The sequence below is a fragment of the Streptococcus parasuis genome (genome assembly GCF_021654455.1).
GTDB lineage: Bacteria > Bacillota > Bacilli > Lactobacillales > Streptococcaceae > Streptococcus > Streptococcus parasuis.
Map to the genome: position 1 here is coordinate 2,183,263 of NZ_AP024276.1, position 14,080 is coordinate 2,197,342.

The following is a 14,080-nucleotide window of genomic DNA, read 5'->3' on the forward strand; positions in this document are numbered from 1 at the left end:
ATGTGGTTGGAACGATTAGCATTAAAACATTTTCGGAATTACAACCATTTAGATATTGAGTTTCACAAAGGACTCAATGTCTTTTTAGGTGAAAATGCCCAAGGTAAAACCAATGTGCTAGAATCTATCTATTTTTTAGCCCTGACACGGAGTCATCGAACCCGAACAGATAAAGACCTTCTACAATTTCAGGAAAAAGAATTATCTATTTCCGGAATACTTCATCGTACAAATGGTAAGATTCCGCTTGACATTCACTTGACAGATAAAGGGCGAGTAACAAAAGTCAATCATCTCAAACAAGCAAAGCTTTCAAACTACATTGGACACATGAACGTTGTTCTTTTTGCACCGGAAGACTTGCAATTAATCAAAGGTGCCCCTGCCTTAAGGAGAAAGTTCATTGATGTCGAATTAGGACAAATCAAACCAATATATCTCTCAGACTTGTCAAGCTATAACCATGTTTTAAAACAAAGAAATGCCTATCTTAAATCTACAGAAAAGGTAGACAATACCTTTTTATCTGTATTGGATCATCAACTAGCAGAGTATGGTAGTCGTGTTATCCAACACCGGATTGACTTTCTAAAAAAATTAGAATTGCATGGCAACAGCAAAGTTCAAGAAATCTCAAATCAAAAAGAAACCTTAAACATTCAATATCTATCTTCAGTTAACTTGACTAACTCTGTCAATTTAATTGACGCTTTCTTGACAGAGTTAGAAAATAGTCGTAAACGTGATTTATTCAAAAAAAATACAGGTGTAGGACCACACCGTGATGATATTGCCTTCTTTCTAAATGATATGAACGCCCATTTTGGTAGCCAAGGACAACACCGTAGTCTTGTCCTTTCTCTCAAACTCGCTGAAATAGAATTAATGAAAGAAATGACAAGAGAGTATCCGATTCTATTGTTAGACGATGTCATGAGCGAACTTGATAACAATCGACAATTGAAATTGCTTGAAACAATTACCGATACGATTCAAACATTTATAACTACGACATCTTTAGACCATTTACATAAGCTGCCTGAAAATCTTAAAATTTTCCATATTCAAAAGGGAAACATTACCGAAGACTGAAAAGGTGCTTTACAGTATTTGTCAACTACATTTACATAAAAAGAAAGACCCTGTCAACTAGGGTCTTGTTTTTGTTTACTGTACTGAATAGTTTGGAGCTTCGTTTGTAATTTGAACATCGTGTGGATGGCTTTCTTTCAAACCAGCGCCTGACATTTCGATAAACTGAGCATTTTCATGCAATTCGGTCAAGTTGCCAGCACCTACATAGCCCATACCTGAGCGAAGTCCACCAACCATTTGGAATATCATATCTGCAACAGATCCTTTATAGGCTACACGTCCCTCAATTCCTTCTGGAACAAGTTTGTTAGCTTCATTTACAGATGCTTGGAAGTAACGGTCTTTCGAACCTTGTTTCATGGCAGCGATAGAGCCCATACCACGGTAAGTCTTAAATTTACGACCTTGGAAGATTTCTGTTTCACCTGGTGCTTCATCCGTTCCTGCAAACATAGAACCCAGCATAACGGCATGACCACCTGCTGCAAGTGCCTTCACAATGTCACCTGAATACTTGATACCACCATCAGCAATAATGGTTTTTCCATATTCACGCGCAACACCAGCTGCATCATAGATAGCAGTCACTTGTGGTACCCCAACACCTGCGATGACACGTGTTGTACAGATTGAACCTGGTCCAATACCGACCTTCACAACATCAACACCAGCTTCATAAAGAGCACGAGCTCCCTCAGCTGTGGCAATATTGCCGGCAATTAAGGTACGAGTTGGGAAGTGTTCACGGATTTCTTTAATCTTACGAAGAACACCAGCTGAGTGACCATGAGCAGTATCGATAACAATCGCATCAGCACCCGCTTCAAAGAGAGCCTCAGCACGTTCAAAAGTATCAGATGTAACACCAACAGCACCCGCAACCAAGAGACGACCAAATTCATCCTTCGCTGCATTTGGGAACTCAATGACTTTCTCAATGTCTTTGATAGTAATCAAGCCTGACAAACGACCATTTTCATCAACCAATGGCAATTTTTCAATACGATGCTTGTGAAGAATAGCCTCAGCAGTTGCAAGGTCTGTTCCAACTGGCGCTGTTACCAAAGCATCGCTTGTCATGTTGGTCGAAATTGGCTGTGAATAGTCAGAAATGAAACGCATATCACGGTTGGTAATAATGCCAACCAATTTACGATTTTCCAATGTTTCAACGATTGGCACACCTGAAATACGATAAGTTGCCATTAATTTCTCAGCCTCAGCAATGGTGTGCTCTGGTGTTAGGAAGAATGGATCGATAATGACACCATTTTCAGAACGTTTTACCTTACGCACCTCATCAGCCTGCTCCGCGATAGACATATTCTTATGGATGACACCCAAACCACCTGCACGTGCCATAGCGATAGCCATTTTGCTATCTGTTACAGTGTCCATGGCAGCAGAAATAATCGGAAGATTAAGGGTCAAATTTGGTGCTAATTGTGTTTTTAAATCAATATCATGTGGTAAAACATGACTTTCAGCCGGAATAAGTAATACGTCATCAAAAGTAAAGCCTTTTTTCAAAAATTTAGTGTCCCAGTTTGACATTTTCTTCCTCTTTTCTTATTTATGTGTAGCTTGATTGCTATTTGTATTTTAATTATGATAACATTTTGAAATCATTTGTCAATCATTATTCGCTTTAATATTGTTAATCCTAAAAATTCAGAAAATTCTATTCAGTTTTATCTATAAAAATCGAACGTTTGTTTTTTACTTCTCTGTGATTTAAATGAAAAAAGCAACATTTTTTCAACATTGCTCTTTCATTGTTAACCTTATTTAAAATAGTTGATTCCCATAGCTGATTTCACTTGATCAAGAGTTGTCGCAGCAACTTGACGAGCTTTTTGGCTCCCTGCTTCCAACATTGCATAGACCTGACCCATATCCTGTGCAAACTCCAGACGGCGTTCACGAATTGGTCCTAATTCTCTCTCTAAAATGTCCAGTAAATAACGTTTGGTCTTCACATCACCCAAACCACCACGTTGATAGTGCTCCTTCATAGCCTCAATCTCAGCCTTATCTTCTTCGCGCCCAAAAACGTCAAGATAGTGGAAAACCATGTTTCCTTCAATCTTACCTGGGTCTTCAACACGGATGTGGTTGGGATCAGTGTACATGGACATGACTTTCTTTTTGAGTGTAGCCATGTCATCTGCCAGATAGATACCATTTCCAAGTGACTTAGACATCTTGGCATTGCCGTCCAAACCTGGCAAACGACCTGCTGCCTCATTTTCAGGATAAATGCCTTCTGGCTCTACCAAAACATCTGTTTGGTAAGCATGATTAAAACTACGAACAAGTTCACGAGTCTGCTCAATCATAGGTTTCTGGTCATTTCCTACTGGAACAAAGTTTGCCTTGAAGGCTGTGATGTCAGCTGCTTGAGACACAGGATAGACCAAGAAGCCAGCAGGAATTCCTTCACCAAAACCTTTTTGAGCAATTTCTGTTTTAACTGTTGGGTTACGCTCTAAACGCGCAACAGATACCAAGTTCATGTAGTACATGGTTAATTCTGCCAATTCAGGGATTTGACTCTGAATGAAAATCGTTGTCTTAGCTGGATCAAGTCCTGCCGCTAGATAATCTAGCGCTACGTTTCCAACGGATTCAACAATCTTTTCCGGTTCCTTTGCATGGTCTGTCAAAGCCTGTTGATCAGCTAAAAAGACAAAAAGTTCATGTTGACCTGCATCCTGTAATAAAACACGATTTTTCAACGAACCTACATAATGTCCAATATGTAATTTGCCTGTCGGACGGTCTCCCGTTAGGATAATCGGTTTACTCATAAAATATTCTCCTTTTACATAATAAAAGCCCACGCACAGAAAACTGTGCGAGGGCGTCAAGGACACGGTGCCACCTCACTTATAAGCATTAAATAAGCTTATGTCTTTTCGCACATAAGGCCTGCTAGCCGAATCCTTATTTGTTCAAATTCTATTCACTCAGTCCATTCATAAGCGACTCTTGTTTGTTTACACCAACCACAAACTCTCTAAAAATTATCCACTTACTACTCTTCTGATTGATTCCTATTATAACCGCAAAAAATTAGAAAGTCAAGGTCAGTAAAGCCTTGACGCTACCAAGAGAATGATGGATAATAGTATAGAATTATTTTTTGTGGAGCTTATTATGCAACGATTTAAAGAGTTTTTTCTAGTTACCATTGGTACCTTTATCATGGCTGTTGGCTTTAACAGCCTCTTTTTAGCGAATAACATCGCTTCCGGGGGTATAAGTGGTCTGGCTATTAGTATTAACAAATTATTTGAAATAAATCCAGCCACTTTTGTATTTATCGTTAACATTCCCCTACTTATTGCATGTTACGTTTTTCTAGGTAGAAGAACCTTTTTGAAGACCGTATATGGTTCTAATATTTACCCATTTTTTCTTAAACTCACAGACTCACTTCCAACACTCACTAAAGATCCGCTATTAGCAGCACTATTTGGTGGTATAATTGTTGGAATAGGGATTGGTCTTGTTTTTCTTGGAAATTCTTCAACTGGCGGTACTGGAATTATTACTCAATTACTCAATAAATTAACCCCGATTCCTATTGGTATTTTAATGGGAATAATTGATGGAATAATCGTTATTATAGGTTTTATTGCTTTTGATCCTGATTCTGTGATGTACTCCATCCTCGCACTGATGACCATCACTTATATTGTCAACTTGATGATGTCCGGTGCTGATTCCTCTAGAAATGTAATGATTATATCGAGATATCATGAAGAAATAAAAGAATACATTACAACAGTTGTTGATCGAGGTGTTACTGAATTTCCTGTTGTTGGTGGGTTTACAGGTAAAGAACAACGAATGCTGATGACAACCGTTTCACGTCCAGAAATTCAAAAACTTGAAACAAATATTCTTGCAATAGACGATACAGCATTTCTAATTGTCATGCCAGCAACTCAAGTTAAAGGACGTGGATTCAGTCTTCAAAAAGACCACAAACAGTATAATGAAGATATTTTGATTCCAATGTAATTCATTGAAAATTCAAGTTCTTTCTAGTACAATAAAACTAATAGACAGAAAAATAGGAGAAACTATGCTTACAGTATCAGATGTGTCGCTACGTTTCAGCGATCGTAAATTATTCGATGATGTCAACATTAAGTTTACAGCAGGAAATACCTATGGATTGATTGGTGCTAATGGTGCCGGAAAATCTACATTTTTAAAAATCTTAGCAGGAGATATCGAACCAACAACTGGCCATATTTCCCTTGGTCCAGATGAACGACTTTCTGTCCTTCGTCAGAACCATTTCGACTACGAAGATGAACGTGTGATTGACGTCGTTATCATGGGAAATGACCAACTTTATAGCATCATGAAAGAGAAAGATGCCATTTACATGAAGGAAGATTTTTCTGATGAAGATGGTGTCCGAGCTGCCGAGTTAGAAGGAGAATTTGCTGAACTTGGTGGCTGGGAAGCTGAAAGTGAAGCTTCTCAATTGCTCCAAAACCTCAACATTTCAGAAGACCTCCACTACCAAAACATGAGCGAATTGACCAATGGAGAAAAGGTCAAAGTTCTCTTAGCCAAGGCGCTTTTTGGTAAACCTGATGTTCTTCTTTTAGACGAGCCAACCAACGGTTTAGACATCCAATCCATCAACTGGTTGGAAGACTTCCTCATTGATTTTGAAAATACCGTCATTGTCGTATCCCATGACCGTCACTTCTTAAATAAAGTATGTACACATATGGCTGATCTTGACTTCGGTAAAATCAAGATTTTTGTTGGTAACTACGACTTCTGGAAACAATCAAGTGAGTTGGCTGCCCGTTTACAAGCAGATCGAAATGCAAAGGCAGAAGAAAAAATCAAAGAATTACAAGAATTCGTTGCTCGTTTCTCTGCTAATGCTTCTAAGTCTAAGCAAGCTACTTCACGTAAAAAGATGCTGGATAAAATCGAGTTGGAGGAAATTATTCCTTCAAGCCGTAAGTATCCATTCATCAACTTCAAATCTGAACGTGAAATCGGTAATGACCTCTTGACAGTTGAGAACTTAAAAGTTGTCATCGATGGTGAAACGATTCTTGACAATATCAACTTTATCTTACGTCCAGGTGATAAGACTGCCCTTATTGGTCAAAACGATATCCAAACAACAGCATTGATTCGTGCACTTATGGGAGATATCGAATACGAAGGAACTGTCAAGTGGGGTGTCACTACTAGTCAATCCTATTTACCAAAAGACAATACACGAGACTTTGATACCAATGAATCAATCCTTGATTGGCTTCGTAATTTTGCTAGCAAGGAAGAAGATGACAATACCTTCTTACGTGGTTTCTTAGGGCGTATGCTCTTCTCAGGAGATGAGGTTAACAAACCTGTAAATGTCTTGTCAGGGGGAGAAAAAGTGCGCGTGATGTTGTCAAAACTCATGCTCCTCAAGTCAAATGTCTTGGTATTAGATGATCCAACCAACCACTTGGACCTGGAGTCAATTTCTAGTCTGAACGATGGTTTGAAAGCTTTTAAAGAGTCCATCATTTTTGCCAGCCATGACCACGAATTTATTCAAACTTTAGCAAACCATATCATCGTCATTTCTAAAAACGGTGTTATCGACCGAATCGACGAAACTTATGATGAATTTTTGGAAAATGCTGAAGTACAAGCTAAAGTACAAGAACTTTGGAAAGCATAATAAAAAGGCGATTTATTCGCCTTTTCTTTTAAATCTATGAAAAAAATATTTACAAAAACATCCATTTATTACCTCTTATCTTTCCTTATCCCGCTAACTATTATTTCTATTGTCTTGGCATTTCAAGGAATCTGGTGGGGAAGTGACACAACTATATTAGCAAGTGATGGCTTCCATCAGTATGTTATATTTAATCAAACATTGCGAAATGCTTTACATGGAGATGGCTCAATATTTTACACATTTACTAGCGGTTTGGGCCTGAATTTCTACGCATTGTCTTCGTATTATTTAGGTTCTTTCCTATCTCCCATCGTTTTTTTCTTCAATTTACAGTCTATGCCAGATGCACTCTATCTTGTCACTATTGTCAAGTTTAGCTTGATAGGTTTGTCAACTTTTGTCAGTTTAAAAGGCATTCACCAAAATTTAAAAGAAGAGTGGGCATTGCTGCTTTCTACTAGTTTTTCCCTAATGAGTTTCAGTACTAGTCAATTAGAAATTAATAACTGGCTGGACGTTTTTATTCTTCTTCCAATCATTCTACTTGGTTTACATCGATTATTAACGGGAAAAGGACAAATCATTTACTATGTAGCTCTGACATGCTTATTTGTACAAAACTATTACTTCGGTTACATGACTGCTATTTTTCTAATCATCTGGACACTCGTACAATTGTCTTGGTTAGAGGGGCAGAAATTGAAGAGATTTGTAAACTTTACACTGTTGTCAATCTTATCTGCATTAAGTAGCATGTTCATGTTATTGCCAACCTACCTTGATTTGAAGACTCACGGTGAAACGTTTACAAGCATTGTCAACCTAAAAACAGAAGATTCTTGGTACTTTGACTTCTTTGCCAAAAACTTAGTAGGTAGTTTCGATACGACAAAATTTGGATCCATTCCTATGATTTCTGTTGGTTTAGTCCCATTGATTCTAGCTTTGCTATTCTTCACATTAAAAGGTATCAAACCAATTGTAAAGCTCTCTTACAGCCTATTCTTTACACTCATTATTTCAAGTTTTTATTTGCAGCCACTAAATCTTTTTTGGCAAGGAATGCATGCTCCGAATATGTTTTTATATCGCTATGCATGGGTTCTTTCAATAGGTATCATCTACCTAGCTGCTGAAACTGTTGTGCGTTTGGATCAAATTAACTTAAAACATTTCACATTAGTTATTTCATTTCTATTGATTGGATTTTTATCCACTTACTTTTTCAAAAATCATTACGACTTTCTAGTGGATGTCAACTTCTTATTGACACTAGAATTTTTGATTGCATACTTTATTCTTTTTATTGCTATCCTAGGCTACAAGTCATCCTACAAATGGATAACTTCCACCATAGTAATATTTAGTCTCTTAGAAGTCGGAATTCATACTTATTATCAAGTGCAAGGCTTATCGGACGAGTGGCATTTTCCTAGTCGTTCTAACTATGAAGAAAAGTTGTCAGAAATTGACAGTCTTGTAAAGTCTACAGCTGAGAGCAATGATTCGTTTTATCGAATGGAGCGTCTCTTGCCTCAAACAGGTAATGACAGTATGAAATTCAATTATAATGGTATTTCTCAATTTTCTTCCATAAGGAACAGAGCATCTAGCTCAGCATTGGATAAACTTGGTTTTCGATCTGATGGTACCAATCTAAACCTTCGATACCAAAATAATACTATTATAGCTGATAGTCTATTTGGAATAAAGTACAACTTAGCAACCAGCAATCCCAATAAGTATGGTTTTTCGTTAAGCCAGAGTCTTGATACAATTAGTCTCTACGAAAATTCTTTTAGCCAAGGGTTAGCTATTCTAACGGATGGAGTTTACAAAGATGTCAAGTTTACGAATTTAACTCTTGACAACCAAACAAACTTCCTAAATCAATTGACTGGGTTATCACAGAAATATTATTATTCACTTAAAGACATTGAATCACAAAATACAGTTGAATTAGGCAATCAAATGACTGTCAATAAAGTTGAAACTGAGGATGCTGCAAAAGCTACTTTCACTGTTACAATTCCTGCAAATAGTCAGGTATATTTAAATTTACCAAATATTACTTTCTCAAATGAGAATCAAAAAAGAATTATTATCACTGTCAACAATCAGTCAAGTGAGTTTACAATTGATAATGCTTTTTCCTTTTTCAATATTGGAAATTTCTCTACCGATACTGTGGCTCAGATAGAAGTCTATTTTCCTGAGAATAACCAAGTATCATTTGATTTGCCACAATTTTATCGATTGGATTTACTAGCTTTCCAACAAGCAGTATCTATACTCCAAGAAAAAAACATTGATACACGCGCAGATGGTAATAGAGTCACAGTAAATTTTGAAACAAGTAAAGAAGCTTCTATCCTATTAACCCTTCCTTTTGATAAGGGATGGAGTGCAACCATTGATGGCAAGCCAGTAGATATTCAAAAGGCTCAAAATGGTTTTATGAAAGTAAATGTAGAACCTGGTCAAACAAAACTCGTTTTAACCTTTATTCCACAAGGTTTTTATGTCGGTTTACTGATTTCTTTTGGGGCTATTTTCGTATTTTGTACTTATCAGTTTCTTCGATTTTATTATCTTAAAAACCGAGAAAAATAATACTTCTCGGTTTTTCTATTTAAGAAAATCATGACCACCCGTCAAACGGGTGGTTTGAACAAGGGCTATAAGCCCACATCACCAGCCAGCGCCTAAAGACGCTGGCTTTCACTTTGTTCAAGCCTCACTGCTTTTGACTCGTCACTAGCCTCTTAAAGAGGCATTCGTACTACTTGCCATTATCCCTAAAGGGATCTTCATACTCTTTTACACTTAACTTATCAAGTGCTATATCATGTTTTTCCTGTTCTTGTATATATTTCTTAATTGTGGCTTCATTAAGTCCAACCGTACTTACATAATATCCCTCTGCCCAGAAATGACGATTGCCAAATTTATATTTGAGATTGGCGTGTTTATCAAACATCATAAGAGCACTCTTGCCTTTTAAATAGCCCATAAAACTTGATACACTTAACCTTGGAGGAATACTGACTAACATGTGAACATGGTCTGGCATCAGATGACCTTCGATAATTTCAACACCTTTATAACTACACAATCGTCGAAATATCTCTCCAAGACTACTTCGATATTGATTATAGATAATTTTTCATCTATACTTAGGGGTGAAGACAATGTGGTATTTACACAACCACTTTGTATGTGATAAACTATGTGCCTTTTGCGCCATATTTTTCTCCTTTCGCTTTACAATAGGCTTGAACACCTTTATTGTATCGCGTTTGGAGTTTTTTTGGTATAACCTTCGTCGCGCACCCGCATAGCGGGTGGTTTATTTGTCACGCACCTTACGGAGCGTGACGGACTAAAAGTCACATAAAATAAAAAAACCTTGATTTCTCAAGGTTTCCTACACGTTCTTACTCCGCCAACAGGGCTCGAACCTGTGACATCATGATTAACAGTCATGCGCTCTACCGACTGAGCTATGGCGGAAAAAATAGTCCGTACGGGATTCGAACCCGTGTTACCGCCGTGAAAAGGCGGTGTCTTAACCCCTTGACCAACGGACCATTTATTCTACAGAACAATATTTAGTATAATATAGCTCCAATCGTTTGTCAATATATTTTTACTATTTTTATCAACTTGACAGACTGAACCCTTTAATGTAAAATAAAATGGTTACTAGCGGTTCCATAGCTCAGCTGGATAGAGCATTCGCCTTCTAAGCGAACGGTCGCAGGTTCGAATCCTGCTGGAATCATTTTATCCCATCAGATTAGGTGGGATTTTTTTCTTGCCATAATTTGTAAGTTACATACATCATAGGAAATATAACCCCAACCAAAGCATATTCAAGAAACATTCTGGACAAGATTGTAGCACAAATAACCCCAAGCATAAAGCCAATTATGGTTATAAATATATTTCGTCCTGTCTTTATTAACTCCTTATTTTTTTCCATTATTCCTTTAAACCAAATAAAGGCTGCATTTTTGACATTACCAGTCATCATTACATTTGCATATGGAACACCCCTTAAAGTTCTAAATGTTTCAACTTGTATAGAAGCTACAAAAGCTAAGATAGCCATGGTATAAAATGAAGACATAACCGGTGTCAGTATAACAGCAATTAATACAAAACATAACATAATGACACTGCTACCTAAATGCCAGGGATAGTGTCTTTTTAGAAAGTAATTTTTCACCAAATAGGTAAAAAATTGCCCACATACAAAGAAGATAATAGGAATTAGAAAATGGATGGTATTTGTAAAATTCCCTTGTCCCAATTGATTAGCTAAAAGAATAACATTTCCTGATTGAACACCTGCAAAGCGACCACCTTGAGTTAAATATGTAAAAGCATTTAGATAACCACTTATAAAAGTTAGACAACTTGCGATACGAAGTCCTTCAAAAACTCTATATTTCCTCACTCTTTCTCTCCTATGTTTCACATGAAACTATTTATGGTAAGGACTTCCCTGCTGAATCATAAAAGCCCTATAAATTTGCTCTATCAATACTAATCGCATTAATTGGTGTGGAAGGGTCAATTTTCCAAAACTCATCAATAAATTTGCCCTATTCTTAACAACAGAATCCAATCCCAAACTTCCACCAATAACAAATGTAATATCTGAATAGCCACTAGTCGTAATAGTATCTAATTTTTTACTAAATTCCTCTGAAGGGAATTGGGTTCCTTCAATCGCCAATACAATGACAAATGCTCGATCAGAGATTTTTGACATGATGCGATCAGACTCTTTTTTCAGAATTTGTTCATTCTCTGCCTGACTAGCATTGTCTGGTGTTTTTTCATCTTGTAGTTCTATGAATTCAAGCTTCGCAAATCTTCCCAACCTCTTTGCATATTCGTTTATCCCATCTTTTAAATATTTTTCTTTCAGTTTACCAACGGTTATCAATTTTATTTTCATAAAAATATTGTAACATATCCACAGGCTATTCTCAGTAGTTAATTATAAAAAATTCTCTATAAATCAATAGTTATTCACATACTAGTAAAAGTTATCCACAGCTTGTGGATTGATTTTTGAAAACTTTAAGTTATAATTAAGAAAGTAATTGTAATCTTAAAGCGAAATTGGGAAACTAGGAGGAATCCTTTAATGAAAAAATTATTGAAATTTGTTATTTTGTTTGTTGTTGGATTTTTAGGAGGAATTGGTGGGTATTACTTTGCTTCATCAACTCTGACTCAAGGAAATTCTACTTCAAATCAAGCAAATACAACCAGTGTGAGCAATGTTCAATATAGCAACGATACCTCCACCACTCAAGCTGTGGAAAAAGTTCAAGATACTGTTGTCTCCGTTATCAATTATCAAACTCAATCATCGAATAGCCTCAGTTCTATTTTTGGCAACATTGAAAGTTCAGATGAGCTAGCTGTTGCTGGAGAAGGTTCAGGTGTTATTTATAAAAAAGATGGTGATACAGCATATATTGTTACAAACAACCACGTAATTTCAGGTGCTGAAAAAATCGATATACTTTTGGCTTCTGGAGAAAAGCTTAGCGGAGAACTCGTAGGTGCAGATACTTATTCAGACATTGCTGTTATCAAAATTGCTGCAGATAAAGTGACCACTGTTGCTGAATTTGCTAATTCAGACACAATTAAAGTTGGAGAAACTGCGATTGCAATTGGTAGCCCATTAGGAAGTGTCTATGCAAATACAGTAACTCAGGGGATTATTTCTAGTCTCAGTCGTACAGTAACTTCACAAACAGAAGATGGCCAAACAATCTCAACAAATGCTATCCAGACTGATACAGCCATTAACCCGGGTAACTCAGGTGGACCACTTATCAATATTCAAGGACAAGTTATTGGTATCAACTCAAGTAAAATAACCTCTAGTTCTGTCAGCAGTTCAGGAGTTGCAGTAGAAGGAATGGGCTTTGCCATTCCATCAAATGATGCTGTACTGATTATTAATCAATTAGAAACAAATGGTAAAGTTACTCGTCCAGCTCTTGGTGTACAAATGGTCAATCTAACAGACCTATCTACTAGTCAATTAGAAAAAGCAGGATTAGCAAATACAGACTTAACATCTGGAGTACTAATTGTATCTACTCAATCAGGTTTGCCAGCTGATGGAAAATTTGAACCATATGATGTCATTGTCGAAATCGATGGTGAAACCATTGAAAATAAGAGTGATTTACAAAGTGAACTTTACAAGCATCAAATTGGCGACACCATAACTGTTACCTATTATAGAAATAATAAGAAAATGACCGTTGACATTAAGTTGACACATTCAACGGATGATTTGTCATAAGATAATGGTTAAATAGACTTTACACAATTGTAAAGTCTATTTATTTTTGTTAGAATAACCGTATGGAAGAACTACACTATCTCAAAATAAAAGACATTCAGGCCAATCCCTATCAACCAAGATTGCATTTTGATGAAGAAAAATTATTGGAATTAGCTCAATCTATCAAAGAAAATGGCGTCATTCAACCCATTATTGTTCGCAGATCACCGCTGATTGGTTTTGAGTTACTTGCTGGTGAAAGACGATTAAGAGCTAGTCAACTAGCGGGATTAACAGAGATTCCAGCAGTCATCAAGCATCTATCTGATGATGATTTACTCTACCAAGCTATCATAGAAAACTTACAACGCTCTGACCTCAATCCTATTGAAGAGGCTCATTCCTACGAAAAGTTGATAGAAAAAGGCTTAACACATGATGAGATTGCCCAAATCATGGGAAAATCACGACCATATATCACTAATCTTCTTCGTTTACTCCATTTATCCGAATCTACGAGGCAAGCAGTAGAAACAGGAAAAATCACACAAGGGCATGCTAGACAGCTAGTAGCGCTATCAGAGAAACAACAAGCAGAATGGGTTCAAAAAATCCAAGAAAAGGATATCAGCGTACGACAGTTAGAAACAATACTATCCTCTAAAAAGAAAAAAACAATTAGAAAATCCGACCAATTTGTTGCAGAAGAAGAAGAGAAATTAGCAAAACTACTTGGAACCAAGGTAACAATCCAACAAAAGAAAAATGGATCGGGACAACTAACTATTCAATTTCAAAACATCGAAGAATTTGAAAGAATTATCAACAGTCTGAAATAGCATTGTTCATATTTTTATTCTATATACAAGGTTTTCCACAAGAAAATGTTTAAGAAATTCACTCGTATAGACTGTTTATTTGATTTATTCACATATTGTGGA

General features: G+C 36.7%; 10 protein-coding genes, 3 tRNA genes, 1 pseudogene and 1 other annotated feature. Of the genes and pseudogenes, 7 read left to right on the forward strand and 7 right to left on the reverse strand.

Features of this window, described 5'->3' with window-relative positions:
* Complete coding sequence (recF, locus tag L6410_RS10930; protein WP_172055304.1) at positions 1–1,092, forward strand: DNA replication/repair protein RecF; 1,092 nt, start codon at positions 1–3, stop codon at positions 1,090–1,092.
* Between the two features lie 75 nt (positions 1,093–1,167).
* Here the strand turns inward: recF and guaB are convergent, their stop codons facing one another.
* Complete coding sequence (gene guaB / locus L6410_RS10935) at positions 1,168–2,649, reverse strand: IMP dehydrogenase (RefSeq protein ID WP_014637236.1); 1,482 nt, start codon at positions 2,647–2,649, stop codon at positions 1,168–1,170.
* Positions 2,650–2,879: 230 nt separating this feature from the next.
* A complete protein-coding gene (trpS, locus tag L6410_RS10940) occupies positions 2,880–3,905 on the reverse strand; it encodes a tryptophan--tRNA ligase (protein WP_172055302.1) in 1,026 nt (341 codons plus the stop codon).
* 46 nt (positions 3,906–3,951) lie between these two features.
* Positions 3,952–4,158, reverse strand: a binding site (T-box leader).
* 93 nt (positions 4,159–4,251) lie between these two features.
* On the opposite strand from trpS, the gene L6410_RS10945 reads away from it, so the two are divergent.
* The 3 genes from L6410_RS10945 to L6410_RS10955 all read left to right on the forward strand — a co-directional run bounded on the left by L6410_RS10945 (position 4,252) and on the right by L6410_RS10955 (position 9,427).
* The gene (locus L6410_RS10945) at positions 4,252–5,124 is read left to right on the forward strand and encodes a YitT family protein (protein ID WP_024404121.1); all 873 of its coding nucleotides are present in this window, start codon (positions 4,252–4,254) and stop codon (positions 5,122–5,124) included.
* 64 nt (positions 5,125–5,188) lie between these two features.
* Complete coding sequence (locus L6410_RS10950; RefSeq protein WP_024391642.1) at positions 5,189–6,811, forward strand: ABC-F family ATP-binding cassette domain-containing protein; 1,623 nt, start codon at positions 5,189–5,191, stop codon at positions 6,809–6,811.
* Between the two features lie 36 nt (positions 6,812–6,847).
* Positions 6,848–9,427 carry a YfhO family protein gene (locus tag L6410_RS10955; RefSeq protein ID WP_237395532.1) on the forward strand — a complete coding sequence of 860 codons (2,580 nt, stop codon included), beginning with the start codon at positions 6,848–6,850 and terminating at the stop codon, positions 9,425–9,427.
* Between the two features lie 169 nt (positions 9,428–9,596).
* Here the strand turns inward: L6410_RS10955 and tnpA are convergent.
* From tnpA to L6410_RS10970, 3 genes and pseudogenes are all read right to left on the reverse strand, one after another.
* Positions 9,597–10,061, reverse strand: a pseudogene (gene tnpA, locus L6410_RS10960) (IS200/IS605-like element ISSsu4 family transposase).
* Between the two features lie 193 nt (positions 10,062–10,254).
* Positions 10,255–10,327: transfer RNA gene (locus L6410_RS10965), tRNA-Asn, on the reverse strand.
* Positions 10,328–10,332: 5 nt separating this feature from the next.
* Positions 10,333–10,404: transfer RNA gene (locus L6410_RS10970), tRNA-Glu, on the reverse strand.
* Between the two features lie 120 nt (positions 10,405–10,524).
* Here L6410_RS10970 and L6410_RS10975 point away from each other — a divergent pair.
* Positions 10,525–10,598 (forward strand) — tRNA-Arg (locus L6410_RS10975).
* A 15-nt stretch (positions 10,599–10,613) separates the two neighbouring features.
* Here the strand turns inward: L6410_RS10975 and L6410_RS10980 are convergent.
* Together L6410_RS10980 and rlmH are read right to left on the reverse strand one after the other, a co-directional pair.
* Positions 10,614–11,276, reverse strand: coding sequence for a YoaK family protein (locus tag L6410_RS10980; RefSeq protein ID WP_237395533.1), 663 nt, complete (start codon positions 11,274–11,276; stop codon positions 10,614–10,616).
* Positions 11,277–11,303: 27 nt separating this feature from the next.
* Positions 11,304–11,783: a 23S rRNA (pseudouridine(1915)-N(3))-methyltransferase RlmH gene (rlmH, locus tag L6410_RS10985; protein ID WP_160864073.1), complete on the reverse strand. Its 480-nt coding sequence runs from the start codon at positions 11,781–11,783 to the stop codon at positions 11,304–11,306.
* Positions 11,784–11,975: 192 nt separating this feature from the next.
* Here rlmH and L6410_RS10990 point away from each other — a divergent pair, with 192 nt between their 5' ends.
* Together L6410_RS10990 and L6410_RS10995 are read left to right on the forward strand one after the other, a co-directional pair.
* Entirely contained in the window at positions 11,976–13,157 is a 1,182-nt protein-coding gene (locus tag L6410_RS10990; protein ID WP_237395534.1) for a S1C family serine protease, read from the forward strand.
* A gap of 62 nt (positions 13,158–13,219) precedes the next feature.
* The gene (locus L6410_RS10995) at positions 13,220–13,978 is read left to right on the forward strand and encodes a ParB/RepB/Spo0J family partition protein (RefSeq protein WP_024404574.1); all 759 of its coding nucleotides are present in this window, start codon (positions 13,220–13,222) and stop codon (positions 13,976–13,978) included.
* Positions 13,979–14,080 lie beyond the last annotated feature (102 nt).